The organism is Pantoea sp. ME81, from assembly GCF_903970985.1.
GTDB classification, from domain to species: Bacteria; Pseudomonadota; Gammaproteobacteria; order Enterobacterales; family Enterobacteriaceae; genus Pantoea; species Pantoea communis.
This window is the reverse complement of sequence record NZ_CAJCKS010000014.1, coordinates 25,238-51,097: the sequence shown is the minus strand read 5'-3', so window position 1 is coordinate 51,097 and position 25,860 is coordinate 25,238. Positions and strand designations below refer to the sequence as shown.

26 protein-coding genes and 1 other RNA gene are annotated in these 25,860 nt (G+C 53.5%); 8 read left to right on the top strand and 19 right to left on the bottom strand.

Annotated features, from left to right (window positions below; genetic code table 11):
• Together H7A81_RS04540 and H7A81_RS04535 are read left to right on the top strand one after the other, a co-directional pair.
• On the top strand, window positions 1-516 hold a 516-nt coding region (locus H7A81_RS04540; RefSeq protein WP_182056868.1), incomplete at its 5' end, for an ABC transporter permease.
• The gene (locus tag H7A81_RS04535) at window positions 516-1,301 is read left to right on the top strand and encodes an ABC transporter ATP-binding protein (protein ID WP_058959180.1); all 786 of its coding nucleotides are present in this window, start codon (window positions 516-518) and stop codon (window positions 1,299-1,301) included. The genes H7A81_RS04540 and H7A81_RS04535, both read left to right, overlap by 1 nt.
• Before the next feature lie 143 nt (window positions 1,302-1,444).
• On the opposite strand, the gene H7A81_RS04530 is transcribed toward H7A81_RS04535, so the two are convergent.
• The 5 genes from H7A81_RS04530 to H7A81_RS04510 are packed head-to-tail and all read right to left on the bottom strand — an operon-like array spanning window position 1,445 to window position 6,400.
• Window positions 1,445-2,110: an ABC transporter ATP-binding protein gene (locus H7A81_RS04530; RefSeq protein ID WP_034825502.1), complete on the bottom strand. Its 666-nt coding sequence runs from the start codon at window positions 2,108-2,110 to the stop codon at window positions 1,445-1,447.
• Window positions 2,103-2,936 (bottom strand): ABC transporter ATP-binding protein, encoded by an 834-nt coding sequence (locus tag H7A81_RS04525; RefSeq protein WP_182056866.1) that lies wholly within the window; start codon window positions 2,934-2,936, stop codon window positions 2,103-2,105. Before H7A81_RS04525 ends, H7A81_RS04530 begins: the two co-directional genes overlap by 8 nt.
• Window positions 2,926-3,783, bottom strand: a complete 858-nt coding sequence (locus H7A81_RS04520; protein ID WP_034825506.1) for an ABC transporter permease — start codon at window positions 3,781-3,783, stop codon at window positions 2,926-2,928. The genes H7A81_RS04525 and H7A81_RS04520 overlap by 11 nt, the downstream gene beginning before the upstream one ends.
• Entirely contained in the window at window positions 3,780-4,832 is a 1,053-nt protein-coding gene (locus H7A81_RS04515) for an ABC transporter permease (RefSeq protein WP_182056864.1), read from the bottom strand. Before H7A81_RS04515 ends, H7A81_RS04520 begins: the two co-directional genes overlap by 4 nt.
• Window positions 4,832-6,400, bottom strand: a complete 1,569-nt coding sequence (locus H7A81_RS04510; RefSeq protein ID WP_182056862.1) for an ABC transporter substrate-binding protein — start codon at window positions 6,398-6,400, stop codon at window positions 4,832-4,834. The genes H7A81_RS04515 and H7A81_RS04510 overlap by 1 nt, the downstream gene beginning before the upstream one ends.
• An 803-nt stretch (window positions 6,401-7,203) precedes the next feature.
• Here H7A81_RS04510 and mgtA point away from each other — a divergent pair.
• A complete protein-coding gene (gene mgtA / locus H7A81_RS04505) occupies window positions 7,204-9,930 on the top strand; it encodes a magnesium-translocating P-type ATPase (protein ID WP_182056860.1) in 2,727 nt (908 codons plus the stop codon).
• 158 nt (window positions 9,931-10,088) lie between these two features.
• Window positions 10,089-10,766, top strand: coding sequence for an SDR family oxidoreductase (locus tag H7A81_RS04500; RefSeq protein WP_182056858.1), 678 nt, complete (start codon window positions 10,089-10,091; stop codon window positions 10,764-10,766).
• A gap of 39 nt (window positions 10,767-10,805) precedes the next feature.
• On the opposite strand, the gene H7A81_RS04495 is transcribed toward H7A81_RS04500, so the two are convergent.
• The 7 genes from H7A81_RS04495 to phnR form a co-directional block, all read right to left on the bottom strand.
• On the bottom strand, window positions 10,806-11,462 hold the full coding sequence (locus H7A81_RS04495) for an epoxyqueuosine reductase QueH (RefSeq protein ID WP_034825520.1): 657 nt from the start codon (window positions 11,460-11,462) through the stop codon (window positions 10,806-10,808).
• Window positions 11,463-11,578: 116 nt separating this feature from the next.
• Window positions 11,579-11,935 carry a hypothetical protein gene (locus H7A81_RS04490; RefSeq protein WP_038645311.1) on the bottom strand — a complete coding sequence of 119 codons (357 nt, stop codon included), beginning with the start codon at window positions 11,933-11,935 and terminating at the stop codon, window positions 11,579-11,581.
• A gap of 134 nt (window positions 11,936-12,069) precedes the next feature.
• A complete protein-coding gene (gene phnV / locus H7A81_RS04485; protein WP_182056856.1) occupies window positions 12,070-12,867 on the bottom strand; it encodes a 2-aminoethylphosphonate ABC transport system, membrane component PhnV in 798 nt (265 codons plus the stop codon).
• Window positions 12,861-13,739 carry a 2-aminoethylphosphonate ABC transporter permease subunit gene (gene phnU / locus H7A81_RS04480; RefSeq protein WP_182056854.1) on the bottom strand — a complete coding sequence of 293 codons (879 nt, stop codon included), beginning with the start codon at window positions 13,737-13,739 and terminating at the stop codon, window positions 12,861-12,863. Before phnU ends, phnV begins: the two co-directional genes overlap by 7 nt.
• Complete coding sequence (phnT, locus tag H7A81_RS04475) at window positions 13,732-14,850, bottom strand: 2-aminoethylphosphonate ABC transport system ATP-binding subunit PhnT (protein WP_182056852.1); 1,119 nt, start codon at window positions 14,848-14,850, stop codon at window positions 13,732-13,734. The genes phnU and phnT overlap by 8 nt, the downstream gene beginning before the upstream one ends.
• 6 nt (window positions 14,851-14,856) lie before the next feature.
• Entirely contained in the window at window positions 14,857-15,870 is a 1,014-nt protein-coding gene (locus H7A81_RS04470) for a 2-aminoethylphosphonate ABC transporter substrate-binding protein (RefSeq protein WP_182056851.1), read from the bottom strand.
• Between the two features lie 143 nt (window positions 15,871-16,013).
• Window positions 16,014-16,733, bottom strand: a complete 720-nt coding sequence (gene phnR / locus H7A81_RS04465) for a phosphonate utilization transcriptional regulator PhnR (RefSeq protein ID WP_182056849.1) — start codon at window positions 16,731-16,733, stop codon at window positions 16,014-16,016.
• 138 nt (window positions 16,734-16,871) lie between these two features.
• Between phnR and phnW the strand changes: the two genes are divergently transcribed.
• Window positions 16,872-17,975, top strand: coding sequence for a 2-aminoethylphosphonate--pyruvate transaminase (gene phnW / locus H7A81_RS04460; protein WP_182056847.1), 1,104 nt, complete (start codon window positions 16,872-16,874; stop codon window positions 17,973-17,975).
• Window positions 17,976-17,984: 9 nt separating this feature from the next.
• Window positions 17,985-18,794: a phosphonoacetaldehyde hydrolase gene (gene phnX / locus H7A81_RS04455; RefSeq protein WP_182056845.1), complete on the top strand. Its 810-nt coding sequence runs from the start codon at window positions 17,985-17,987 to the stop codon at window positions 18,792-18,794.
• A gap of 33 nt (window positions 18,795-18,827) precedes the next feature.
• Here phnX and H7A81_RS04450 read toward each other — a convergent pair whose 3' ends face one another.
• The 5 genes from H7A81_RS04450 to smpB form a co-directional block, all read right to left on the bottom strand.
• Window positions 18,828-19,682, bottom strand: a complete 855-nt coding sequence (locus H7A81_RS04450) for a PA4780 family RIO1-like protein kinase (protein WP_182056843.1) — start codon at window positions 19,680-19,682, stop codon at window positions 18,828-18,830.
• Window positions 19,683-20,314: 632 nt separating this feature from the next.
• Window positions 20,315-20,590: a hypothetical protein gene (locus tag H7A81_RS04445; RefSeq protein WP_182056841.1), complete on the bottom strand. Its 276-nt coding sequence runs from the start codon at window positions 20,588-20,590 to the stop codon at window positions 20,315-20,317.
• Complete coding sequence (locus tag H7A81_RS04440; protein WP_166936223.1) at window positions 20,587-21,531, bottom strand: hypothetical protein; 945 nt, start codon at window positions 21,529-21,531, stop codon at window positions 20,587-20,589. Before H7A81_RS04440 ends, H7A81_RS04445 begins: the two co-directional genes overlap by 4 nt.
• A 299-nt stretch (window positions 21,532-21,830) precedes the next feature.
• Window positions 21,831-22,192: a transfer-messenger RNA gene (gene ssrA / locus H7A81_RS04435) on the bottom strand.
• A gap of 44 nt (window positions 22,193-22,236) precedes the next feature.
• The gene (gene smpB, locus H7A81_RS04430) at window positions 22,237-22,719 is read right to left on the bottom strand and encodes an SsrA-binding protein SmpB (RefSeq protein WP_034825578.1); all 483 of its coding nucleotides are present in this window, start codon (window positions 22,717-22,719) and stop codon (window positions 22,237-22,239) included.
• Between the two features lie 158 nt (window positions 22,720-22,877).
• Between smpB and H7A81_RS04425 the strand changes: the two genes are divergently transcribed.
• Window positions 22,878-23,312 carry a type II toxin-antitoxin system RatA family toxin gene (locus H7A81_RS04425; RefSeq protein ID WP_034825580.1) on the top strand — a complete coding sequence of 145 codons (435 nt, stop codon included), beginning with the start codon at window positions 22,878-22,880 and terminating at the stop codon, window positions 23,310-23,312.
• Entirely contained in the window at window positions 23,305-23,595 is a 291-nt protein-coding gene (locus H7A81_RS04420) for an RnfH family protein (protein WP_182056839.1), read from the top strand. Before H7A81_RS04425 ends, H7A81_RS04420 begins: the two co-directional genes overlap by 8 nt.
• A gap of 53 nt (window positions 23,596-23,648) precedes the next feature.
• Here the strand turns inward: H7A81_RS04420 and bamE are convergent, their stop codons facing one another.
• Together bamE and recN are read right to left on the bottom strand one after the other, a co-directional pair.
• Complete coding sequence (bamE, locus tag H7A81_RS04415; RefSeq protein ID WP_034825584.1) at window positions 23,649-23,996, bottom strand: outer membrane protein assembly factor BamE; 348 nt, start codon at window positions 23,994-23,996, stop codon at window positions 23,649-23,651.
• A 184-nt stretch (window positions 23,997-24,180) separates the two neighbouring features.
• Window positions 24,181-25,842 carry a DNA repair protein RecN gene (gene recN / locus H7A81_RS04410; protein ID WP_097118629.1) on the bottom strand — a complete coding sequence of 554 codons (1,662 nt, stop codon included), beginning with the start codon at window positions 25,840-25,842 and terminating at the stop codon, window positions 24,181-24,183.
• Window positions 25,843-25,860: the final 18 nt, after the last annotated feature.

The window sequence follows — 25,860 nt, the reverse complement described above, 5'->3', positions numbered from 1 at the left end:
ATCATGATGGGCGCCTATAAAACCTGGGAAGCCTTTCTCGAACCCTTCGTCTCCTTTTGCCGGTATTTACCGGCCTCGGCGTTTGTGCCGTTGCTGATTCTGTGGGCCGGTATCGGTGAAACCCAGAAGATCCTGGTGATCTTTATTGGCTCCTTCTTCCAAATCGTCTTGATGGTGGCGGTCACCGTGAGCGGCGCACGTCGCGATCTGGTGGAAGCGGCCTACACGCTAGGGTGCAGCAACCGTTCGATAGTGCGTCGCGTGCTGATCCCCGGCGCGGCACCGGGCATTGCTGAACTGCTGCGCCTGGTGCTCGGCTGGGCGTGGACTTACGTCATCGTCGCCGAATTGATCGGATCGGAAAGTGGCATCGGCCATATGATCGTCGACAGTCAGGCATTGCTGAATACCGGGCAGATCATTTTCGGCATTATTGTGATCGGCTGCATTGGCTTGATCTCTGACTACTTGTTCAAAGTGCTCAATCGGCGCTTGTTTGCATGGAGCACCCTGTAATGAAACACAGCAAACTCAACGTGCGCGGCGTGGAACGCATTTTTACCGGACCGAAAGGGGAACAGACCCAGGCGCTGCAGCCGATCCACTATCAGGTGGAGGAGAATGATTTCATCACTATCCTCGGTCCCTCAGGCTGCGGTAAATCCACGCTGCTGCGCATCATCGCCGGACTGGATACGCCCACGCGCGGGGAAATCTGGCTGGACGGTAAAAGCGTGGAAGGGCCGGGCGCCGATCGCGGCATGGTGTTCCAGAGCTACACGCTGTTCCCATGGCTGACGGTAGAGGAGAATATCCGTTTCGGCTTGCAGGAGCGCGGCATCAGTGCAGCGCAGCAGAAAGAGCGCAGTGACTACTACATCCAGCAGGTGGGATTACGCGGCTTTGCCCAGCACTATCCGCGCCAACTCTCGGGCGGCATGCAGCAACGCACCGCGATTGCCCGTGCGCTGGCAAACGATCCCAAAGTGCTGTTGATGGATGAGCCGTTTGGCGCACTGGATAATCAGACGCGCGTGATGATGCAGGAGCTGTTGCTGTCGGTGTGGGAGCAGTCGCGCAAAACCGTGTTGTTCGTGACGCACGATATCGATGAAGCGATTTTTATGGCCAACAAGGTAGCGATTTTCAGCGCCCGGCCGGGCCGCATCAAGCAGGAGGTGGCAGTGAATTTCAACAATGGGCGCGATTACACCATTAAAACCTCACCCGAGTTTATGGCGTTAAAGGCCGAAGTGACCGAGTCGATTCGCAGCGAGACGCTGCAGGCGATGGCGCATTAAGCAGAGATCAAATTTGGCGTAAATTGAATGGTGCATCAATTTACGCCTGTCCGTGGCGGCACGATGGAGCATGCATCTGTTTGCGATATGATCGCTTTAGATGCGGATGAAAAATCGCGCCGCAACGGTTGAGTAAAAATGCGTTAACCGACAATCCGGCCCAATGCCATATGCGCCGCGCGGTCGCACATATGATCGATCACATCAGGATCGTGACTCACCAGCACCATGGTCAACCCGTCATTCTGCTTCAAATCATTCAGCAGATTCAGGATCTCCGCCTGCACCGACATATCCAGTGCTGAGGTTGGCTCATCAAGCAACAGTATCTTTGGCTCCAGCAGCAGGGCGCGCACGATCGCCACGCGCTGACGCTGGCCGCCGGATAGCTGATGCGGATAACGATCCGCCAGCGCTGGATCCAACCCGACATGGCGAAAACCCTGATTGATGCGGTCGTCGATATTATCGCGCTTCAGCATCTTCAACGGTTCGGCCAGGGTGCGGCGCAGACGATGGCGTGGATGCAGTGAGGCATACGGATCCTGAAACACCATCTGCACATCACGACGCAGCGGACCGGTAAAGGCTTTACCTGGCTGCACATCGGTACCGGCCAGTTGCATGCTGCCGCTCCAGAACGGGTTCAAACCTGCCATCACCCACAGCAGCGATGACTTGCCGCAGCCCGATGGCCCGACCAGGCCAAAACACTCGCCCGCGGCCACCTGCAAGGATACGTCGTGCACCACGGTACGCAGTTCGTAGCCCTGCTTATGCGACACGCTCAGATTGTTTAACTCAATCATTGCTGGCCTCCAGCGCAGCACGATCCAGCACCGGCAAGCGTTCACCGTGCGTGGCTTTGCTCGGACGACAGGACCACAGCGTGCGGGTGTAAGGATGAGTCGCATTGGATAGCTCTGTCGCAGGCAGCGTGTCCAGCAGGCGACCTTTGTACATCACCATCACGCGATCGCAGTGTTCGGAAACCTGTTGCAGATCGTGGCTGATCAGCAGCAAGCCCATATTACGCTGCTCCACCAAACGACGAATCAGTGCCAGCACCTGATCGCGCATCGCATGATCAAGCGCCGAGGTCGGTTCATCGGCAATCAGCAGATCGGGATCGGTGATCAAAGCGATCGCCAGCATCACACGCTGCCCCATGCCGCCGGAAAGCTGATGTGGATAACGCTTCATCAACTGACGGGGATCCGGCAGACCCACCGCATCCAGCATCTCGCACACTTTCTCTTTACGTTCGGCACGGCTCAGTTTGCGGTGAAGCACCAGCGGTTCTTCGACCTGCCAGCCAATAGTGCGAGTCGGGTTGAGGGCGTATTTCGGATCCTGCATCACCATCGCGACTTTGCCGCCGCGCAGGGCGATCCAGTCGCGTTCGCGCAGGTTGAGCGCATCGGCACCCACCACCTGTAAGCGATCGGCCTGCAGGTGCAATGAAGGAGAGAGCAGCCCCATCAGCGAGCGGGCCGTCAGTGATTTGCCCGAACCGGATTCACCGACCAGCGCCACGCGCTCACGGCCAATTTGAAAGGCGATATTATCCACTAACAGCGTATCTTCGCTGCGGATGGTCAGCCCCTGCACATCAATTAACAGATCATTTGGCATGACGGGTATCCAGTCGGTCGCGCAGGCCATCGCCTGTCAGATTAAACGCCAGACTGGCGAACAGAATCGCACCGCCGGGGGCGGCAGCCACCCACCATTGGTCGAAAATCACTTTACTGCCTTCCGCTACCATTGAACCCCATTCGGCGGTTGGCGGTTGCACGCCCATGCCCAGGAAGCCGAGGCCCGCAGCGGAGAGAATGATGCCGCCGAGACTCAGTGCCGCACGTACCACGGCGGTTGGCAAACACAGCGGTAAGATATGGCCGAACATTAAGCGCAAACCGGTAATACCCTGCATGCGCGCAGCCGCCAGATAATCACTGCGGCGCAGTGCCAGGGTTTCCGCACGCGCCTGACGGGCAAACGGTGGCCAACTGGTGAGTGCCAGCGCCAGTGCGCCGTTCATCAATCCCGGACCGAGCATCGCCACCAGCGCCAGCGCGATCACCAGATTCGGCAGCGACAGGAAGATATCCGTTATGCGCATCAGCACTCGCTCGGTCCAGCCGCCCACATAGCCGGCAGTAATCCCGACCAGCAGTCCCACCGGAATGGTCAGTACCAGAATCAGTGACACCAGCAACAGCGTAGGACGTGCACCATAAATCACGCGTGACAGCAAATCACGGCCAAAGCCATCGGTGCCAAACCAGTGCAGCGCGGAAGGGGCCTGCAAACGCTGGGCGATCACCTGGGCGTTAGGATCGAACGGTGCCAGCAGTGGGGCGAACAGTGCCATTGCCACCACGATCACCACCAGCGTTAGGCCGATGGTCAGTGAAGTCACGCGAGCACGGCGGCGGCGCGGACGAACTGTCTCCAGTTCAGAGAGTTGTTGAGTCATCGGGTTCTCGGATCGGTTAACCAGGTGAGGGCATCGGCCACGGCATTAAGCAGAATAAAGCAACTGCCAATCAGCAGGGTCGAGCCGAGAATCGCTGGTGTATCAGAGGAAAACAGCGCGTTGGTCATATAACGTCCGACACCGGGCCAGGCGAAGACGGTTTCGGTTAACACCGAACCTTCTAGCAGGGTGGCGTAGGAGAGGGCAATCACGGTGATCAGCGTCCCCAGCACGTTGGGGAAGATGTGGCGCAGCAGGATGCGAGTCCGTCCTGCACCTTTGGCGCGCGCCAGAATCACATACTCTTTGCTGCTCTCTTCTAATAGCGCGGCACGCAGCAAACGCGTAATACCGGCCATCGCCAGTAAACCGAGGATCACCACCGGTAGCCACAAGTGGGCAATCGCATTGCGGAACATCTCAGGGTCGCCAGATAGCCAGCTATCAATCAGCACAAAGCCGGTTTTCGGCTCCAGCGTGTAGATCCAGATATCATCCAACTGTCCCGGCCCGGCAGACCAATGCAACACCGCGTAAAACAGCAGCAGACCCAGCAGACCCAGCCAGAATACCGGCACGGAATAGCCGAGCAGCGAGATAAAGCGTGCCACGTTATCGATCACGCTGCCCGGCTTCCACGCGGCCAGCAAGGCTAAAGTGATGCCAAACACCGCAGCAAAGATCATCGCACAGGTGGCGAGTTCAATAGTGGCGGGGAAGGTGCGCATCAGATCCGCGCTGACAGGCTGATTGGTCAGATGCGAAAGCCCTAAATTACCCTGCGCCAGATGGCTGATATAACGCCAGAACTGTACCAGCACCGGCTGGTCGAGGCCGAGATCGTGGCGCACCTGTGCATAGGTGGCTTCGCTGGCGTGATCGCCGGCGATTTGCTGCACCGGATCAACCGGAGACAGGTGCGACAACATGAAAGTGAACGCTAACAAACCGATCAGCGTCACCAGCAGCGATAACAGACTGGTGACCAGACGGTGAAAACGTTGCCAGAGTGGCCGGGCGAACCCGGCCTGTGAAGCAGACACTGCCATTACTTAGAAACCTGCGAGTAATACACCATGTCTGGGTTAATCCCCTGCACATAGCCTTTCAGGTTATCGCGCAATGCAATCAGGTTGCGCGCCTGCAAGCCGATCACGTAGGGCGAGTTCTTCAGCACTTCACGTTGCATCGCCTGATACAGCTCAACGCGTTTATTGCTGTCAGCTTCGGCGGTGGCGGCCAGCGTTTGCTTGCTCAGCTCTGGAATGTGCCAGTCAGAGCGGTAAGCAATGGTTTTGCTGCCATTTTCAGGGTTATAAGCAAAGGAGGCGGCATTGGTATTCGGATCGAAGTAGTCCGCGCCCCAGGCGTTCAGCGTGGCTTCGTACTGGTGCGCTTTGACGCGGGTAGAGACTTCAGAACTTAGGCCCGGCTGCACTTCGACTTTCACGCCACCTTTGGCAAAGCTGCCCTGTAATGCCTGCGCAATGTCGAGGTACGGCGGTTGATTGCTGGTCGAGAGCTTAAAGCTGACATTGGTTAAACCTGCTTTCTTGAGAATCGCTTTGGCTTTCTCCGGATCGTAGGTGTACGGCGTGTCATTCAACGCACCGAGGAAACCTTTAGGCAGGAAGGTTTGATGTACTTCGAACTGGCCTTTCAGCAGGTCGTTAGCAATACCTTTGTAGTCGAACAGGTAACGCGCCGCTTCCCACAGTGCCGGGTTCTTCAACACTGGATTCTCACCGACGTTGAACTGAATGTAGTAGAGCGAGGCCATCGGAATCGCTTCGGTCTTCACGCCCGTTTTGCCTTTCAGCGCCGCAATTTGGTCTGCGCCGAGGTTACGAGCAATATCCACATCGCCCTGTTCCAGCAGCAGACGACGCGCAGCAGGTTCCGGCACGTTCTTGATCAGGATGTTCTTCAGCTTCGGTGCGCCCGCCGGTGAGGTCGGGTTGGCGGTCAGCAATACCACTTCATGCAGCACCACTTTACGAATCTGATAAGGGCCGCTACCCGCGGAGTGGGTGCCTAACCATGCATGGCCGAAGTCGCCGTTTTTGGCATTCGCCTGCGCAGTTTTCTCATCCACAATTGAAGAGACCGGCGCAGACAGCAGGCTCAGCACATAGGCCGGGCTGACGTTGGCGCTCCAGCTAATCTGCACATGGTTGTCATCGACTTTTTTCAGGAAGGTATCGACGTTGTCTTTATTCCAGCCGAGCTGCGTCAGAATAAAGGAAGGGTCGAGGTTAAGTTTCACCACGCGACCCAGCGAGAAGATCACATCTTCCGGACGCAGCGGATTACCACTGGCGAATTGCGCGCCTTTGCGCAGTTCAAAGGTCAGGCTGCGATTGTCACTGCCTGGCGTCCAGGAGGTGGCCAGCGTTGGCTTCAAATCGGTAGGGTTAGTTGGATCCGACTGAACCAGACGTTGATAGATGTTAGTGAATGCTTGCACTGTGGTGAGTTCAAAGCCCTGTGCCGGATCGAAGCTATCAGCATCATCAGTCGACTGCGCAATCACCAGCGTATCTTTTGGTGTTGCGGCCTGAGCAGAGAAGGCGGCTACCAGCGATAACGCCAGCAGTGAGGGAATGATTTTTTTCATGTTGTTTCCTTGCCTTAAAAAAGTAACGCGAGTTTACGAGAGCGTCGTAATGAAGAATAGTCAATTTATGGCTATGCATATGCTTTACGGTTCTAAGCACGACGGATTGGTTATAAGCCTGTTAAATATGCTGTTATTGTTATCGCGCAGCGCAGTGCTAGAGACTCGCTAATTTTTGTCCTTTCATCAACCAAATTACAACGGAATTTAAACTCGTTGCTGAACGGAAATAATTAACTTTACTTCGCTTCGCTCAGGAATATAATGGCGCCAACTTCAAACAGGAGAATTCAGTTGGACAGTCACCCTTTTAGATGGCAACACAAGGCAAGCTGACGCGCGAATTCTTTTGTCGCTGCTTGCCAACACGGCGGGCAGCAATCCTCTCTTCTCTCTGATGATTGTTCCCCTTTAAACGACAAAAGCGGGTTGATGCCCGTGGGGATTTCATCATGCACATGATTTTAAACGCACTTTTTCCTCCACCTCGATGCGCGCGCTGATTTTCAGCGTGCATAATTAACCGCTGTTTTAGCGCGTTTTGGCACGTCCGTGCTCAGGCTACCTGGCAAATCTGGACTGACTGAAGATCGCACGTTACGGCATTATCGACATCGTCATCGCTATTTCTCGTTATTATAACGAGCGAATTTCTTCGTCTTTTATTTACGGGAGGTCATATGGAAATTCCCGATAGGTTATTTTTAATCATCTAACGCAGCGTCGTTAATTTAATTTATCCCGAACTATGTGCTCCATGCACAGGGACTTTTATTGCCGTAAAAAAATAGAGGAATGTCATCATGACTGACATGAAACTCAACCAGGAAAAAAAAGCCTGGAACCATACCGTGCGCCAACCGCGTCAGAAAACACCGCGCTATCTGATTGAAGATGAAGCGGGTTTCACTGCCGACGAAACCTTAGTCCGCCTGCGCAGTGACCCACTGGGCCTGAGCGAACGCGAAGCCGAAGCGCGTCTGGAAGTCTATGGCCGCAATCAGGTGGCACATGATAAAGCGCCGCACGCGCTGATTCAGCTGATCCAGGCATTCAATAACCCCTTCATCTACGTATTAATGGCGCTGGCAGCGGTGAGTTTTTTCACTGACTACCTGCTGCCATTACGTAAAGGCGAGGAGACCGACCTGACCGGTGTCATCATCATTGTGACGATGGTAACGCTCAGCGGTTTGCTGCGCTTCTGGCAGGAGTTCCGCACCAATAAAGCCGCGCAGGCGTTGAAATCCATGGTGCGCACGACTGCCACTGTGCTGCGCCGGGAATCTGCCCAACAGCCCCCGGCTAAACAGGAAGTGGATATCGCCACGCTGGTACCCGGTGACATTATTTATCTCTCTGCGGGCGATCTGGTGCCTGCCGACGTGCGTCTGTTGGATTCACGTGATCTGTTTATCAGCCAGGCGATCCTGACCGGTGAATCACTGCCGGTGGAGAAATATGACGTCACGGGCCACGTCACCAGCAAAGGCGCGGGAGCGAGCGATCACGGGGCTTCACTGCTGGAACTCGGTAGCGTGTGTCTGATGGGCACCAACGTCTCCAGCGGCAGCGCCAAAGCGGTGGTAGTGGCAACCGGCGGCGAAACCTACTTTGGCAGCCTGGCGAAATCGATTGTCGGTAATCGCTCGCAAACTGCTTTTGATCGCGGTGTGAACAGCGTCAGCTGGCTGCTGATCCGCTTCATGCTGGTGATGGTACCGGTGGTGCTGCTGATTAACGGGCTAACCAAAGGCGACTGGCTGGATGCCTCGCTGTTTGCGCTGGCCGTGGCGGTGGGTCTGACGCCGGAAATGCTGCCGATGATTGTCAGCTCGAATCTGGCGAAAGGCGCGATTGCCATGTCACGCCGCAAAGTGATTGTTAAACGGCTGAACGCGATTCAAAACCTCGGTGCGATGGACATCCTGTGTACCGATAAAACCGGCACGCTGACCCAGGACAATATCATTCTTGAGCATCATCTGGATTGCGCCGGGGTGGAAAACTCTCGCGTACTGATGCTGAGCTGGCTCAACAGCCACTATCAGAGCAGCACGCCGAATCTGATGGATCGTGCGATTCTGCGCTACGGCAAGGATCGTGTAACGGCGGACATGGGCGACTATTACGCCAAAGTGGATGAGTTGCCGTTTGATTTTGTGCGTCGCCGTGTTTCTGTTGTGGTGCGCGATCGTCGTCTGAATCAACAGATGCTGATCTGTAAAGGCGCGGTAGAAGAGATGCTGAGCATCGCTACGGCTGAGCGTGAAGGAAAACTGGTTCAGCCGCTGGATGAAAAACGCCGTGCAGAATTGTTAGCTCTGGCACACCAGTACAACGAGCAAGGTTTCCGTGTATTGCTGGTGGCGAGTCGTGTACTGGAAGAGCCGGGCTTGCAGCAGGCATTGAGTGTGGCGGATGAGCAAGGGTTAACCGTGGAAGGGTTGCTCACTTTCCTCGATCCACCTAAAGAGAGTGCCGCCAAAGCCATTAACGCGCTGCGTGAAAACGGCGTCAGCGTCAAAGTGCTGACCGGCGACAACCCGGTGGTCACGGCACGTATTTGCCAGCAAGTTGGTATCGACAGTGGTGATATCGTGACTGGCGATCAGATCGCGATGATGAGCGATGAGCAACTGGCAGAGGCGGCAGCGCACAGCGCGGTGTTTGCCAAACTGACACCGCTGCAGAAATCTCGCATCTTGCGTGCATTGCAGCAGCAAGGACACACCGTCGGTTTCCTCGGCGATGGGATTAATGATGCGCCAGCCCTGCGTGATGCCGATGTCGGGATTTCAGTGGATAGTGCAGCAGACATCGCCAAAGAGTCTTCTGACATCATCCTGCTGGAAAAAGATCTGATGGTGCTGGAAGAGGGGGTGATGAAAGGACGCGAAACCTTCGGCAACATCATCAAGTATCTCAACATGACCGCCAGTTCCAACTTTGGCAACGTGTTCTCTGTGCTGGTGGCGAGCGCTTTTATTCCGTTCCTGCCAATGCTGGCGATTCACTTGCTGATTCAGAACCTGATGTATGACCTGTCTCAGCTGGCGCTGCCATGGGACAAAATGGACCGTGAGTTTCTGCGCAAACCGCGCAAATGGGACGCGCGTAATATCAAACGCTTTATGCTGTGGATTGGGCCTACATCATCAATCTTTGATATCACGACTTTTGCTGTGATGTGGTACGTGTTTGCCGCCAACACGCCGGAAATGCAGTCACTGTTCCAGTCCGGTTGGTTTGTAGAAGGATTGCTGTCGCAGACGTTGGTAGTGCATATGCTGCGCACCCAGAAAATTCCGTTCATCCAGAGCCGTGCTGCACTGCCGGTGCTGCTGACTACGGCGTGTGTGATGATTGCAGGCATTCTGCTGCCATTCTCCCCGTTGGGACACATGGTGGGATTGACCCCGTTGCCTTGGGTTTACTTCCCATGGCTGGTCGCGACCTTGTTAGGTTACTGCGTGGTCGCACAGGGCATGAAAATGCTCTACATCAAACGCTTCGGCCAGTGGTTCTAACCCCATGGAGGCGCTATGCGGAATCGGAATCTTAATAAGGTGGTGTGCCATCTGCTAATCATGATGGTGGTCATCGTCGTACTAACGCTGGTGTTTCGTTAGTCAAAACAAGGGCAGGTTATCCTGCCCTTTTGCCTTTTAACTGCGGGAAGGGACAAATGAGCCAAACAAAACGCGCGTTAATTATCGGTGCTTCAAAGGGGATTGGGCTAGCCGTGGTGCAGCAACTGCTGACTAATGGCTGGGACGTCACGGCGACTTATCGCAGCACTGCCGTTTCCTATCAGCATGAAAAACTGCGCTGGCTGCCGCTGGATATCACTATTGCCACACAGCGTGAGCAGTTACTTCAGCAGCTCAAAGGTGAGCAATTTGACCGCGCGCTGATCAATGCCGGGATTCTCGGCCCGGATTCAATGGAATTGATCGCCACTTCCGATGATGAACTGATGCAACTGTTTATGACCAACAGTGTTGCACCGGTGCGTATGGCTGAAGGCCTGCTACCCTTGCTGTCGGAAAAACAGGGCGTGCTTGGTATCACCACATCTCGTCTCGGCAGCCTGACGGAAAATGCGGAAGCGCTTCGCCCTTACTACTCAGCCAGCAAGGTGGCACTGAATATGCTGAGCCGTGCACTACTGCAGCAGATGGATCCGCGTGGCACAACCTTGCTATCGCTGCATCCGGGCTGGGTGAAGACCGATATGGGCGGGGATGATGCGGATATTACGGCGGTCGAAAGTGCTCAGGGAATAGTGACGCAACAGAACCGTTTTGCCGGGCAGGGCGGACATCATTACGTCGATTACAGCGGCAGGCAATTAGCCTGGTGAGAGTAAGCGCCTGCTAACCGATGCCAGCAGGCTAATTGTTCATTCGTCGGGCTGGTAGTACTGCACGCCAATCTCAATACGTTCACGCCCGCTGGCCACGCGATGGCGATTGCTGTCGCGCAGCGAGTAGATGCAGCCGCAGTACTCCTGCTGATAGAAACGCTCGCGCTTGCTGATCTCGATCATGCGTGATGATCCGCCGCCTTTACGCCAGTTAAACTCCCAATACAGCATGTCAGGATAGTGCGCTGCTGCACGCACACCGCAGTCATTAATCTGCTTCATGTCCTTCCAGCGCGAAATGCCCAGCGAACTGGTGATCACCGGGAAGCCATTTTCATGCGCATACAGCGCAGTGCGTTCAAAGCGCATGTCGAAACACATGGTGCAGCGTACGCCACGCTCCGGTTCCCACTCCATGCCGCGCGCCCGATCAAACCAGTTATCTTTATCGTAATCGGCATCCACGAAAGGCACACCGAACTGCTCAGCAAAGCGGATATTTTCTTCTTTGCGCAGCTCGTACTCTTTCAGCGGATGAATGTTTGGGTTGTAAAAGAAGATGGTGTAATCGATTCCGGAAGCCAGCATCGCTTCCATCACCTCACCCGAGCAGGGTGCGCAGCAGGAGTGCAACAGCACTTTGTTGTGACCGTTGGGTAAAGGCAAGGGCTGGCGTTTGAAGGTGTCAGACATAAGAAAAAATGGTTAATGAGTGTTGAGCGAAGTGTAAGTCGATATCGAGCCGGACGCAAAGCGGCAAAAACGAAAAAGGCCGCAATCGCGGCCTTTCGGGATTCTGTCAGAAGAACTTATTCAGTCACTTTCTTCTTTAGATCGCTGGCACCTTCTTTGGTTTTGTTCCAGCCTTTAGTCGCACCTTCTTTGGTAGCATCCCACCCTTTTTCAGTGCCTTCTTTGGTTTTGTTCCAGCCTTTCTGTGCGCCTTCGCTCACTTTGCTGCTGGTGCTGTCGCTCTTACCTTCAACAGCATGCTTGGCTTTCAGCTTCTGCTCTTCGCCCTGATGCTGCGCCTGATGCAGCTTCTCTTTGGCGGTGTTTGCGCCCGCTTGTGCGTTCGCGACGGTGTCGTCAGTTGCATGTGTGGTAGCGGCAAAAGCCGAAGAAGCCAGCAGCAGGGCAGATACAGCAATAATTGTCTTTTTCATGAATATTCCCTCATCAATCGCTCTATGAATTATGAGCGTAGTTAACAATGGCACGCTCAGCCAGAATTGGCTCCAGGAATAACCTTAATTGAATCATCGGGTTTGCCCGGTGAAAAAATGTGCGCGGTGGCCCGCTAGGGATTCGATAGCCGCTGTGCCAGCCTCTCGAGTTTTACCGTCAGCCACAGAATCACCGCTACCAGCACAATGGTCAGGGCGGAACCATCGGCAATGCTGCCACGATCGGTCAGGCTGAAAATCGCCACCGGCAATGTAGTCCAGCCCGGCGGATAAATCATTACTGTGGCGCCAAGTTCGCCCATTGACAGTGACAAACTCAGTGCCAGCGCGGACAACATCCACGGCATCAGCAGTGGCAACGTAATATGGCGCAGACGATATGCAGGGGACGCGCCCAGGCTAGACGCCACGTTCTCGATATCAGCGGAAATACGCGCCAGCCCGGTAGAGAGGTTACTGAAGCTAAAGGCGGATATCAGGACAAAATGCGCGACCAGGACGATCCACACGGTGCCGTTCATCTGCAACGGCCCCTGACTGAAGGCCACCAGAATGCCCAATCCCACTGACACAGAGGGCACAGCGCTGGGCAGGAAGAAGATGATGCCGAGACGCTTTTGCCATTGCACACTGTATTGACGCAGTGCCAGTGCCGCCCAGCAGCCACAAAACAGGGCAAACAGACTAGCAGCAAATCCCACCACCAGGCTGGAGAACAACGCATCCCAGGCGGCTCCTCTAAAAGCGTTGATGAAGTGATCAACAGTAAAGCCTGATGGCAAAAAACCATTCCACTGCTGGCTGAAGCTGGAAAGCAGGATCACCATTAGTGGCAGAAGGAAGAACAGGGTAAACAGCGTGACAGCAGCAGCGCTGGTCAACCTGCGAGCGCGGCGTGACCAAACTAGCATGATGAGCTCCTTGCGCCAGCGCGACCGGCCGCGAGGCGATACAACAGAAACAAGCCGAGCGACAGCAGAATATTGATAACGGCAATGGCGCAGGCGCTGGCGTAATCGGATTCAAGAATCGCCTTGCTGTACACCATCATTGGCAGGGTATTCACACCTTTAGCGCCGATAAACAGCACGATGCCAAACTCATTGGTTGCCAGCAGCAAGCACAGACTGCCCCCCGCCAGCAGTGCGGGCAGGGCCGCAGGGAAAATCACCTGAGCGATAACGCGTAGAGGATGCGCACCCAGCACGCTCGCGGCTTCTAATTGGCTTCGGTCCAGTTGGCGCAACGCAGCCATCAGCGGGCGCATCACCAGGGGCGTGAATACTGTGATTTCCGCCAGAATCACCCCCGGCATGGAGTAGAGGAAATCAATCGGCGGCAATTCGAAATGAAACAGCGCCATCAGCCCGCCATTCAGTAAACCGGCGGACCCATAAATAAAGGTGAACGCCAGGGTGATAAGAAAGGTCGGCAGCGCGATAAAGGTATCGATCACCAGGCTGATAAACCGGCTGCCGCTGAAGGGGATAAAGACCAGAATCAGAGACATCACGCTGCCTAACAGTAAGCAGCCGAAGGTAGTGAACAGCGCGATTTGAACGGTGTTCAGGAATGCACTGACAAAACGGCGTGATTCCAGCACCTGCAAAAATGCAGCGAAACTGCTGTGGCCGCTGTTGTCCTGTAGCGCCTGTTGCACAATCAGCAACAGTGGATAGAAGAACAACGTGGTGAGCACCAGCAGCGGTAACAGCAAGCTGCCATGACGTTGAAGCGCCAGGCTACGCCGTAATGGGCGCAATACAGGGAGGGTTTCAGACATGCTCAACCTCCAGCAACACCGCATCTTCCGGTTCAAACCACAACGTCAACGCATCCCCAGCCTGTGGCAGCGGATTGAGTTGCGTCAACACCACGCGCACTGTTTCCCCCGCCACATCACATAAAAGATGGGTGAGATCGCCTTGCCAGTGCAGTGATTGCAGAGTGGCGTTCAGGCGATTGCTGCGTGGCGAACGTGGCTGTAACGTAATGTGCTGTGGGCGAACGCAGAGTAACTTGTTGCGGCCGCGCATGTTGCCCGACGTACAGGCGTTGACCAGCGTACCGCCACTACTGACACACACTTCACCTGACTGCTGCTGCACCTCCAGCGCGGTGGCTGCAAGGATGTTGGCGCGTCCAAGGAATTCCGCGGCAAAGCGATTGGGCGGGCGCTGATACAGCGTATGCGTTTCACCGTACGCCACCATCGAACCCTCTTTCATGATGCCGATTTTATCCGCCAGCGTCAGGGCTTCGGTCTGATCGTGCGTGACGTAAAGGATAGTCAGTTCAGGTAATTCCCGGTGTAACCGCGCGATTTCCTCCACCATGTTGTGGCGAATCTGTGCATCCAGTGCCGATAGCGGCTCATCCAGTAACAACACTTGCGGACGCGTGGCGATAGCGCGGGCAATTGCCACGCGCTGTTGCTGGCCGCCAGAAAGCTGGTGCGGATAACGAGTGGCGAAATCACGCATTCCCACCATTTTCAGGGCATCCTGCACGCGCTCAGCGATCAGCGTCCTGGGCTGCTTTTGTGCACGCAGACCGAACGCCACGTTGTCCTCCACTTTCATATGCGGGAACAGCGCGTAGTTTTGTACCACCATGCCGAGTCCGCGCTGATAAGGTGGCAATGCACTGATATCGCGATCGCCCAGTAAAATGCGCCCCCCTGCGGGAGGCACAAAACCTGCAATCGCACGCAATACCGTGGTTTTTCCCGAGCCGGAAGGCCCAATCAATGCCAGCACTTCACCGGGTTTAATGGTAAGGGTGAGCGGTTTGAGCACGACCTGGTCGTGATAAGCCACACGCAAATTGTCCAGCACGATGCCCGAGGTGTTGGCTGCGATATCCGGTGCGGCGACAGAGGTTTTCATCAGCATCACGGGTTACTCGCTGTCAGTCACGTTGTGCCATTGCGCGATATCGGTTGAGAGTGAATTGGCCACCTCATTCCAGTCTGGCTGCCACACTTTCACGCCCTGTAATGCGGCTGTTGCTTGCTGATAATTGCTGTCATCCGGCGTGATGTCACGGCGAACGGGCATGCCCCATGCCAGAGAGCTGACCTGCATTTGCGCGGCGTTATCCAACAGGAAGTTGATCAGTTTTTTACCGTTCTCGCTTTGTGGCGCGTTTTGCACCAGACCAATCACATAGGGCAGGGCCAATGCGCTGCGTTCACCCTGAGCATCCGCTGGCCAGAAAATCTGGATATTCGGGTTTTGCTTCATTTGCGACAGGTTCATCTGCAGGTCACCGTTCGCCACATACAGCTCGCCTTTATTCACCAGGGCAGTCAGTTTGCCAGTGGAGGCGGATGGACCCACGTTGTTAGCTTGCAGCTTACCCAGATAATCGAAGGCAGCGGGTTTGCCGCCAAAGCTGTGGAACGCTTGCAACATGACTGCGGTGCCATCGCCCGCCTGACCAGGCGTAGAGTATTGCAGCTTGTTCTTGAAGCGGCTATCGAGCAGATCCTGCCAGCTGGCAGGAGCGGATTTCAGTAACTTGCGGTTGTAGATGAAGCTCAAATAGTTGTTCACCAGAGGCACATAACGCGCGGTGGCTCCGGGAATTTGCGCGGCGGCATCAGGCGTAAAATCGGCTAACAAGTCGTTGCTGGCGGCACGTTGGATGAAGGGTGGCACGGTGACTAAAACATCTGCCTGAGGATTACTGCGCTCTTTCGCCAGGCGTTCGACAATCGCCCCCGATCCGCTCTCTACGTACTGCACTTTGATTCCCGTGGCTTGCGTGAACGCCGCAAATTCTGCCTGGTACCAGCTGTTTTCCCCATCGTGCAGGCCATCGGCCGAGTAGACGGTGACAACCGAATCAGCCCAAACCGGGCTTGAAGCAACAGCAAGAGCGGACAGCAGAGCAAGGTGAGAGAGTTTCATCTGTTGGGCCTCGTAGCGTGTGAGAGTCAATCTGGTATGTACCAGAGTTGCGTTTAACGCTAATCGGCATATGTGACAGAAAAATGAAGCAGGCAAAAAAAAGCCCCGCTCATCACTGAGCAGGGCTTTTTTATTCGCAGGGATTAATGAGTGTCCACCTCGATCCGCAGGCTGTCATGGCGCCAGAACTCAATATCGTAATCGAGTACGCGACCATGCTGGTCGTAATTGAGTCGACTCAGTTGCAGCGCCGGCAAGCCCTCCATAATCCCCAGCGCGGCCGCGGCATGCGCCGGAATGGAGGTTGGGTAAAAGGTCAGATGCATGCTGGTGTAAACCAGGTCGTAATGGCTTTGATAGACCTCGGTCAGACTGCCATTGAGGTCATGACGTAGCAGCTCAGGGACTCGCGCGGGCAGGCAATGGTTTTCGCAATAACAGATAGCGCGACCATCGGCGTAACGCAGGCGTGAGAGCAGATAAATCTGGTCGAATGGCTGCAATTCCAGTGGCTTCATGACATCAAGCGGCACGGTGGTCAGGCGGCCACTGAGCAATACTGTTCTCGGCTCACGACCCTGTTCAAAACAGAGTTTGTGGAAGTTGGTGTTCTGTGTGGGATCAAGCCAAAGGCGTTCCGGGGTGACAAACCAGCCACGGCGATCGGAGCGATAAATGACGCCGCTCGCCTCCAGCTGCGCCAGACTTTCGCGGATGGTGGTGCGGGTGGTGGAGAAGATCGCACACAACTCGCGCTCTGACGGCAATTTATCACCGGTTTTCAACGCACCACTTTGAATGCGCGCCTGAAGCTCGGCCTTGATCAGCAGGTATTGCGGGATATCACTGGTTAACGATTTCATGCGGATTCGCTGTAGTTTTTTAAGACGTCATTATACATGCCCAGATGAATTTTTTGTTGCAGTAGCGATTTCTCCTTGTGGTGACGAAAGCGATTCTCTAATAATAAATGCCATCTGGTATATACCAATGGTGAAAAAATGACTTCCCGTAATTACCTGTTGCTCACACCCGGCCCACTGACCACCTCTAAAACCGTAAAAGAAGCCATGCTCTCTGACAGTTGCACCTGGGATGATGATTATAATCTTGGTGTGGTTCAGACCATCAGGCGGCAGCTGGTCTCATTAGCGACGCCTGCTGCGGGTTACACTTCTGTGCTGTTGCAAGGCAGCGGCAGCTATGCCGTGGAAGCGGTGTTAGGCAGTGCGATTGGCGATGCCAGCAAAGTGCTGATTGTCAGTAATGGCGCGTATGGTGCGCGCATGATTGAGATGGCATCACTGATGGGCATCGCGCATCGTGCCTATGATTGTGGTGAAGTGGCACGCCCGGACGTGGCTGAGATCGAACGCGTGCTGCGCGAGGACCACAGCATTACGCATATCGCCATGGTGCATTGTGAAACCACCACCGGCATGCTGAATCCGATTGCCGAGGTAGCAGCCCTGGCCCGGCAGTACGGCAAGATCTATATCGTCGATGCGATGAGCAGCTTTGGCGGTATCCCGCTGGATGTCGCCGCACTCAATATCGATTTTCTGATCAGCTCTGCCAATAAATGCATCCAGGGCGTACCCGGCTTTGGCTTTGTTATCGCGCGCCAGAGTGAGCTGGAAAAGTGCAAAGGGCGCTCCCGCTCCCTCTCACTGGATCTCTATGCGCAGTGGCGCTGCATGGAAGATAACCACGGCAAGTGGCGCTTCACTTCACCCACGCACACGGTACTGGCGTTTGCTCAGGCACTTAAAGAGCTGGCGGAAGAGGGCGGTGTGGCGGCTCGCCATTCACGCTATCTCCATAACCAGCTGAAGCTGGTGGCGGGCATGCGTCAGTTGGGCTTTGAAACCTTACTGGAAGATGCGATGCACTCGCCCATCATCACCGCGTTTTATTCCCCCAAGGCCGAGACCTATCGATTTGCCGATTTTTATCAGCAATTAAAAGCACAAGGCTTTGTGATCTATCCCGGCAAGGTTTCAAAAAGCGACTGCTTCCGCATCGGCAACATCGGTGAGGTGTATGCAGCGGATATCACCGGCCTGCTCAACGCCATCGAACATGCCATGTATTGGAAAAAATGAGGACATACCATGCAACGTATTAGCGCCGTGATTCTGGATTGGGCGGGCACCACCGTGGATTTCGGCTCCTTCGCACCCACGCAAATTTTTGTCGAAGCCTTTCGTCTGGCATTTGATATGGAAATCATGCTGGAAGAAGCACGCGTGCCGATGGGGCTGGGAAAATGGCAGCACATTGAGGCGCTTGGCAAGTTGCCAACCGTGGATGCGCGCTGGCAACAGCGCTTTGGCCGGGCGATGAGCAAGGAGGATATCGACGCTATCTACCAGGCTTTTATGCCGCTGCAAATTGCCAAAGTGGTCGATTTCGCCCAACCCATCGCAGGGGTAACCGAGGTGATAGCCCAGTTGCGCGCCGATGGCATCAAAATCGGCTCCTGTTCTGGTTATCCGCGTCCGGTAATGGAGCGACTGGTGCCCGCCGCTGCCGAGGCAGGTTACGCGCCGGATTACTGGGTAGCTGCTGACGATCTTGCGGCTGGAGCGCGTCCTGGTCCGTGGATGGCTCTTCAGAATGTGATTGCACTGGGCATTGATGCGGTCGGTCACTGCATAAAGGTCGACGACGCCGTGCCAGGCATAGAAGAAGGGTTACGCGCCGGGATGTGGAGTGTTGGTCTGTCGGTGTCCGGGAATGAATTTGGTGCGACCTGGGAAGAATATCAGCAGATGGATGGTGCTGATATTGCGCGTCGCCGTGAAGTGGCGCAGCAGAAACTGAGCGCAGCGGGAGCGCACTATGTTATCGATACGCTGGCGGATTTACCAACGGTGATCACAGATATCAATGCCCGAATGGCGCGGGGTGAACGGCCTTAATTTACCAGGGCGGCGAAGAGGAACTTTGCTGCCCTAATCTTCATCCCGCTCTTTAGCTGCTCGCTGGCGATCGTAATACTCATCTTCAGCAGAGATGATTTCATCCAGCAGGGAGTCCATATCTACAGTATGAACTTCTTCTACAAACAGACCGGTTAAAACGGTTTCAGGCGTTAGCTTACCGTCTTCAAATAGCTGCCAGATTTCTTTCGCATAACGCGTTTCTAAAATCTGTGGGGCAAACTGACCGTAATATTCGGTGATATTATTCACATCGCGCTCGAACATTGATTCGGCGTGGTTGTTTGCTGAAGCATCCACCGCTTGAGGCAGGTCGATGATCACTGGGCCATGCTCATCTTGCAACACGTTAAACTCTGACAGATCGCCATGCACAATGCCGGCACACAACATGCGTACGATATTGCGAATCATGGTGGCGAAATCAGTCAGAGCTTCCTCTTGTGACAAAATCACATCGCTTAGTCGTGGAGCTACTGCGCCATCTGCATCAGTGACCAGCTCCATCAACAGTACACCGTCGAGGCACATGTAAGGTTCAGGCACGCGAACGCCGGCTTTGGCCAGGCGGAACAGCGCGTCGACTTCTGCGGTATGCCAGACTTCCTCTTGCTGCTTGCGTCCGAATTTGGAGCCTTTTTGCATGGCACGCGCGCTACGGGAGTTGCGAACTTTGCGCCCCTCCTGATATTGCACGGCCTGCTTAAAGCTGCGCTGAGAAGCTTCTTTGTAGACTTTAGCGCACTGGACTTTGCCGCCGCACATGACAGTGTAAACGTCAGCTTCTTTGCCGCTCTTCAAGCGCTGAAGCACGTTATCAATCAGGCCGTCATCGACCAGCGGTTGGATTCGGTTTGGAATTTTCATGCGGCTTTATACCTTATTTAAGAGGCTTTCCGCATCAAGAACATGGTGAGTTACATGGGAAAAACCAAACGAGCATCGATAGTTGCAGAGGCCTGGTACATCATCCCACAAAACCACTGGCACAAAAAAGCCCGTAAGGGTTTCACCTTACGGCTCCTGGGACTCCATCGCATGGCTCTGGTACCATCGATGGAGCCAAAATCCAAAGATCCTGAGCATGGCTAGTTACGTCATCAAATTGAATAGCACCTTAATTAAAAGCATCGAGCCTGCTAAGACGGTAACGGCATGTTTTTTCTTATATCCTTAACTGAAAAGATTTGTGCATCAGATATTCAGCCTCCATAACTAAAAACGCACAAAAATGAATATGGAGGCTTGTTCGTATTTTACATCAGACAGAAGGGGAGGGATTTAGTGACGATAGTCAGTTATATGAAATTTGGTTGCAACAAGTAAATTAACTATTAGTGCTTACAATTATATTGCTAATGGTTTGGTGAGGTTGTGAGTTATATTTTACGAGTTGGTGGTAATTTATTTTTTAAATTAAACTCATTATCCAGGTGCTATAAGCACGTCTAATGTGCAAATTATTTTTTTGTGAAGTTATTGGATTAAGCGTTGATATTTTATTTCCCGTCAGTTCTTTGAAATTCATTTCTTCTGTTTCCTATAGCAATGCAGATACCGTCAACCATGCTAATATAGTAATAGACAGGATTCGGGAAATGTTCCATCATCCACGGAAGTTCGTCATTGTATTTTATGTCTGAAGTGGAAATGATCCAGGCTGGCTCACCACTTAAAATGGTCTTCTCTGCTTCATGGTATTTCTCATCCCACCCTTTTTCACTTTTTTGAGCATATTCTTTCGCTATCTGTATCGCTTTTTCTTTAGAAATCATCGTTGCGCTCCGTACCACACTGTGTACATCAATCCACCAACAACCACTGGGCCTAAAAGGATTCCTTTCGCTTCATTTCTTAAAAATGAAAAAGTTATCTCATAAGTGTTGCCTAATGGGAATTTAAAACCCTCGACAATATATTCACGATGCATGCCTCGCGCCCTTAATAAGCCAATAGTCTCTGCAAACGCTTCTTCAAGATAACGTAAAATAAATGACTTATTATAGGCGCTTTGACGCATAAAGACCCTGAGTTCTCTTAGTAAGTAAAATTTTGGAGCAATAAACATGTGCACCTGCTCATGGTAAAGTGTCGTAAGCATTTTCAAGTGCGCCTCATCTTTCGACATTGCCCCCGGATAATAATTACGACCAACTACAGCATCACCCCAGGGCTTTGTTGCACCCTGGATAACATCTTTATGTTTAGTTATTTTTATTTTTGGAGTATAGCGCCATCCGCCATTTCTCGGCAGGCTCATGCGTTTACCAATATCATTACTGTATCTGGGCATGGATTTTCCCTTAAAAGGAATTTTAAAGGTATCCCCCGGTTTTTTCTTTAATAAAACAGCCAGAACAGCATCAACGCCGATCAGAGTTATAGCATCAGCCAAATTTTCTGCCGCCACATCGAGATCTGCCTCATTGCGAGCATTGTTAGTTTTGATAGCAAAATCATACAGCTTCTTCCCGGCTTCAAGCGCCACACCACCTACAGCAGCCCACCCCACAATCAACAGAATGACATCTGCAATTTCACCAATTCCAAAAAAATGCGCACCGGCCCAGACAATCACTATCGCTGCCATTGTTGCCAATACCTGAGGACTAATCATTGCAAGAAGCTGCTGTCCCATTTCGTAAGGCAACCGAGCCGCAGCTTTGGTCAGGACTATTTCAAGTCTTGATTGTAAATTCAGGCTAGTGATGTCCATCAGGCAATCTCCGTGACCGATTTGAACAAAGAATAACCTTAGTTGCCAGAAAATCTTTAGGAAAATTCATATATCTGAAATCGCGCACAAATCAACGGTAGGAATAAATTCAGTTATTCAGGGCTGCCACAATAAGGTTATCTGAGCTCAGTGGTGCCTGGCTTAACCAAGCTCAATGACAGAACCATTCCCAACAATTCTCACTTGAAAACGATAGACACAAAAAAGCCCGCAGGGCTTGCGCCGTGCGGGCTTTCAGGACTTAAGCGGACGATTCTGGTATCGCCGCGAAAGAATTTTGGTGGAGCTGGCGGGAGTTGAACCCGCGTCCGAAATTACTACACCGTCGGTACTACATGCTTAGTCAGTCTTTACATTCGCCGGCCAGCTGCGGACAGACACGCCACTGACAAACTAGCCTGATTAGATTTAGTGCTTCAACCCCAGGCAAGGCATCCACACGATCTCTTTTGGGTTTGACCTCTCTTGATCCCCGTCTTAAGAGCGGAAGCTAGGGAGAGAGGGCTCTTGGCAGGTTATTAAGCTGCTAAAGCGTAGTTTTCGTCGTTTGCGACTATTTTTTTGCGGCTTTTAACGAGGCAAACCGCCCCTCGACATGCACCTAAGGCTTCACAATCCCGTCGAGTCCAGAATCAGCCCCAAGAACTTCTTATACTACAGAAAAGTGACGGTTGAATCCAGTGCTTAACGCTTTGAATTCTTCATAATACGTGCTTTATCCATCTGCCATTCGCGATCTTTCACATCGTTACGCTTATCGTGTTCTTTCTTACCGCGCGCCACGCCGATCTTCAGCTTGGCCCAGGCGTTTTTCCAGTACATCGACAATGCAACCACCGTGAAGCCTTCGCGGTTGACACGGCCGTAAAGCGAATCGAGTTCGCGCTGCTTCAGCAACAGCTTGCGGCTACGCGTGGGGTCACACACCACGTGCGTAGAGGCAACCGCCAGCGGCTGGAAAGTGGAACCGAACAGATAGGCTTCGCCATCGCGCAGCAAAATGTAGCTGTCGCTGATATTGGCTTTACCGGCGCGGAGTGATTTAACTTCCCATCCCTGTAGCGACATCCCCGCTTCGAACTCTTCTTCAATGAAGTATTCGTGGCGAGCGCGTTTGTTGAGGGCAATAGTGGCTGAACCGGGTTTGTGAGCTTTTTTCTTTGTCATAGTGCGGCGTAGTCTACATCACTCAGTCTGTGGGCGCATCCCCCTGTCCTGGGGGCGGTAAAAAACACGCTATTTTAGCACAGCTGGCAAACCCGTGAATTTTGTTTGGTGTCCGAAAATGGTATTATTCAACGGTTTTGTGATGAACAGGAACCATTATGGCCCAGATTAGCCGTTCGGCGTTGGTCCCCTATAGCGCTGAGCAGATGTATCAGCTCGTGAATGATGTGGACGCTTATCCTCAGTTTCTTCCGGGCTGCACCGGCAGTCGCGTGCTGGATAACAGCGGAAATCAGATGACGGCAGCGGTAGATGTCTCGAAAGCGGGCATCAGTAAAACCTTTACCACCCGTAATACCCTGATCAGCAATCAGAGCATTTTAATGCAGCTGGTTGATGGTCCGTTCCGCAAGCTGACCGGCGGATGGCACTTCACGTCACTGGGTGATGATGCCTGCAAAGTGGAGCTGAGCCTCGACTTCGAATTCACCAACATGCTAGTTGAAATGGCCTTTGGGCGTATCTTTAAAGAATTGGCCAATAGCATGGTGCAAGCGTTCAGTCAGCGTGCGAAAGAGGTTTATCGTGCCTGATATCACCGTTGAGATCGTCTATGCGCTGCCTGAAAAGCAGTATTTGCGTTCGGTAACCCTGGAAGAGGGTGCGACCGTAGAGGAGGCGATTAAAGCTTCGGGCTTGTTATCACTGCGTAAAGACATCGACCTTTCCAGCAACAAGGTGGGTATTTTCAGCCGGCCAGTAAAGTTGGGTGATGTGGTTCAGGATGGTGACCGCGTGGAGATTTATCGTCCACTGATTGCGGATCCTAAAGAGATGCGTCGCCAGCGAGCAGAACGCTCGGCGAGCAACAAATAGCGGAATCGCAGATACAAAAAAGGCGCTTAAGCGCCTTTTTTGTTGCCGATCACTTAGCCTTCTTTGCCAGTGAGTTTCGGTTTGTTATCGATATTGGTCAGCGTACCGTTGCTGTCAAAGGTCAGCGTCAGGGTTTGCTGCTTCACGCCTTCATGGCCCGGTTCCTGACGGAACACGTAATACCAGACATTGCTGCCAAACGGATCGTGCATCATCGGTGTGCCGAGAGTGTAGGCAACCTGCTGCTGCGTCATGCCGGTGTGAATCTTCGAAACATCGTTGGCGACCAGGTAATTGCCCTGATTGATATCCGGACGATATACAACGCGCTCAAGGGTGGAACATCCGGCGGTCATCATCAACATTACCACTGCCGCGGCAGTCAGCGTTTTACAGCGCATCTATACATTCCTTTTCTGGGGCCAAACGCCTTTTGTCAGGCTGTTTTGTTGCCATCAAATTCTGAACTCTGCTTACGGCAGGCTTTATTATGGCGATATAACTGCCGATGATAATAAACCTTTGTCCTATTGGAAACCTCTACAGAGCAAGCATATGACCACCAGGCCAGAAAAAAGTGCGGAATCAGGCTGCTAAAAGTTCTTTTGCGTTGGCCAGCGTGTTGCGCGTGACTTCGCTACCGCCTAACAAACGTGCCAGTTCCTGCAGGCGGGCTCGTTTATCCAGCGGCTGCATATGGGTTTCGGTCATCTCGCCATCGGTCTCTTTGCTGACGTAGAAGTGCTGATGTCCACAACCGGCAACCTGCGGCAAGTGCGTCACACACATTACCTGGGTGGATTCGCCGAGTTGACGCAGCATCTGACCGACCACCGCAGCCGTTGGGCCACTGATACCGACATCCACTTCATCGAAGATCATGGCCGGCGTTTCCATTTTCTGTGCGGTGATCACCTGAATCGCCAGCGCAATACGCGACAGCTCACCCCCTGATGCCACTTTGCCGAGTGGTTGCAACGGTTGACCTGGGTTAGTGGTCACGCGGAAATCAATGCGTGTAGCACCATCTGCCGTGAGTTGATCGGCTTTGAACTCCAGCTCAATGGCAAACTGACCGTGCGGCATCGACAGAGTACGCATGCTCTGGGTGATCAGCTGGCTAAGTTCATGCGCCGCCTGTTCACGCAGCTGATGCAGTTTTTCCGCGCAGGCCACCGCCGCCAGATGGTGTGAACCCACTTCGTTTTGTAATGTTTCCTGATCGCTCTCTTGCTGCGACAGTTGTTCTGCTTCGTCCAGCAGCTGCTGATACAGCACCGGCAAGGTTTCAGGTGACACATGATGTTTACGTGAGAGGGCAATCTGGCGTGACAGACGTTGTTCCAGTTCATGCAGACGATTGGGATCGAGATCCAGACGTTCACAATAGTGGCGCAGCTCGTCGCTGGCCTCACTCAGTTGAATCGCTGCCTCTTCCAGCAAATTGAACACGCCGCTCACTTTGTCATCCAGCGATACTAATTCGCCGAGCATATTGCGCGCGCTATACAGCAAGCTTTGCAGGTTAGTGTCATCGCTATCGGCGAGAATTTGCAGTGCCTGCTGACTCGTAGAGAGCAGTTGGCCGCTGTTGGCGAGGCGTTTGTACTCTTCATCAATCTGCTCAAATTCGCCCGGCTGCGGGGCAAATTCATTCAGTTCTTTCAGCTGATATTGCAGCAGTTCACGGCGTGCTTCACGCTCCTGTGACAGCTGCTGATGCTGAGCCAGCGCACGACAGCTTTGATGCCAGCGCTGGTAGTGCTGACGCATCTCATCAAGCAGGTCATCATGAGCCGCATAAGCATCCAGCAGATGTTTTTGGTGGTCTGGCTTGAGCAGCAGCTGGTGCGCATGCTGGCCGTGGATTTGAATCAGCAGCTGTCCGAGTTCACGCAGTTGTGACAGCGGCACCGAAGTGCCATTGATGAAGCCACGAGAGCGGCCATCGGCACTGATCACGCGGCGCAGCAGGCATTCGTTGCCTTCATCGAGCTGATTCTCCATCAGCCAGCGCTGTGCAGAAGGTGAGGCTTTGAGTTGGAAACGCGCGCAGATATCGGCACGACTGGCACCCTGACGCACCATATCTGCTTCAGAGCGGCCGCCCAGGCACAGGCCCAGCGCATCGATTGCGATGGATTTACCTGCGCCGGTTTCCCCCGTGATCGCTGTCATCCCACGATGAAAGTCGATCTCCAGTTCACGAACGATAGCAAAGTTACTGATGGTCAGTTGTGCCAGCATGAAATCACCTGTATGTAA

Bases quoted from the DNA above. Each gene is read 5' to 3' on its own strand.
- H7A81_RS04535 (WP_058959180.1), top strand. From the start codon at position 516: ATGAAACACAGCAAACTCAACGTGCGCGGCGTGGAACGCATTTTTACC.
- H7A81_RS04530 (WP_034825502.1), bottom strand. From the start codon at position 2,110: ATGATTGAGTTAAACAATCTGAGCGTGTCGCATAAGCAGGGCTACGAA.
- H7A81_RS04525 (WP_182056866.1), bottom strand. From the start codon at position 2,936: ATGCCAAATGATCTGTTAATTGATGTGCAGGGGCTGACCATCCGCAGC.
- H7A81_RS04520 (WP_034825506.1), bottom strand. From the start codon at position 3,783: ATGACTCAACAACTCTCTGAACTGGAGACAGTTCGTCCGCGCCGCCGC.
- H7A81_RS04515 (WP_182056864.1), bottom strand. From the start codon at position 4,832: ATGGCAGTGTCTGCTTCACAGGCCGGGTTCGCCCGGCCACTCTGGCAA.
- H7A81_RS04510 (WP_182056862.1), bottom strand. From the start codon at position 6,400: ATGAAAAAAATCATTCCCTCACTGCTGGCGTTATCGCTGGTAGCCGCC.
- mgtA (WP_182056860.1), top strand. From the start codon at position 7,204: ATGACTGACATGAAACTCAACCAGGAAAAAAAAGCCTGGAACCATACC.
- H7A81_RS04500 (WP_182056858.1), top strand. From the start codon at position 10,089: ATGAGCCAAACAAAACGCGCGTTAATTATCGGTGCTTCAAAGGGGATT.
- H7A81_RS04495 (WP_034825520.1), bottom strand. From the start codon at position 11,462: ATGTCTGACACCTTCAAACGCCAGCCCTTGCCTTTACCCAACGGTCAC.
- H7A81_RS04490 (WP_038645311.1), bottom strand. From the start codon at position 11,935: ATGAAAAAGACAATTATTGCTGTATCTGCCCTGCTGCTGGCTTCTTCG.
- phnV (WP_182056856.1), bottom strand. From the start codon at position 12,867: ATGCTAGTTTGGTCACGCCGCGCTCGCAGGTTGACCAGCGCTGCTGCT.
- phnU (WP_182056854.1), bottom strand. From the start codon at position 13,739: ATGTCTGAAACCCTCCCTGTATTGCGCCCATTACGGCGTAGCCTGGCG.
- phnT (WP_182056852.1), bottom strand. From the start codon at position 14,850: ATGCTGATGAAAACCTCTGTCGCCGCACCGGATATCGCAGCCAACACC.
- H7A81_RS04470 (WP_182056851.1), bottom strand. From the start codon at position 15,870: ATGAAACTCTCTCACCTTGCTCTGCTGTCCGCTCTTGCTGTTGCTTCA.
- phnR (WP_182056849.1), bottom strand. From the start codon at position 16,733: ATGAAATCGTTAACCAGTGATATCCCGCAATACCTGCTGATCAAGGCC.
- phnW (WP_182056847.1), top strand. From the start codon at position 16,872: ATGACTTCCCGTAATTACCTGTTGCTCACACCCGGCCCACTGACCACC.
- phnX (WP_182056845.1), top strand. From the start codon at position 17,985: ATGCAACGTATTAGCGCCGTGATTCTGGATTGGGCGGGCACCACCGTG.
- H7A81_RS04450 (WP_182056843.1), bottom strand. From the start codon at position 19,682: ATGAAAATTCCAAACCGAATCCAACCGCTGGTCGATGACGGCCTGATT.
- H7A81_RS04445 (WP_182056841.1), bottom strand. From the start codon at position 20,590: ATGATTTCTAAAGAAAAAGCGATACAGATAGCGAAAGAATATGCTCAA.
- H7A81_RS04440 (WP_166936223.1), bottom strand. From the start codon at position 21,531: ATGGACATCACTAGCCTGAATTTACAATCAAGACTTGAAATAGTCCTG.
- smpB (WP_034825578.1), bottom strand. From the start codon at position 22,719: ATGACAAAGAAAAAAGCTCACAAACCCGGTTCAGCCACTATTGCCCTC.
- H7A81_RS04425 (WP_034825580.1), top strand. From the start codon at position 22,878: ATGGCCCAGATTAGCCGTTCGGCGTTGGTCCCCTATAGCGCTGAGCAG.
- bamE (WP_034825584.1), bottom strand. From the start codon at position 23,996: ATGCGCTGTAAAACGCTGACTGCCGCGGCAGTGGTAATGTTGATGATG.
- recN (WP_097118629.1), bottom strand. From the start codon at position 25,842: ATGCTGGCACAACTGACCATCAGTAACTTTGCTATCGTTCGTGAACTG.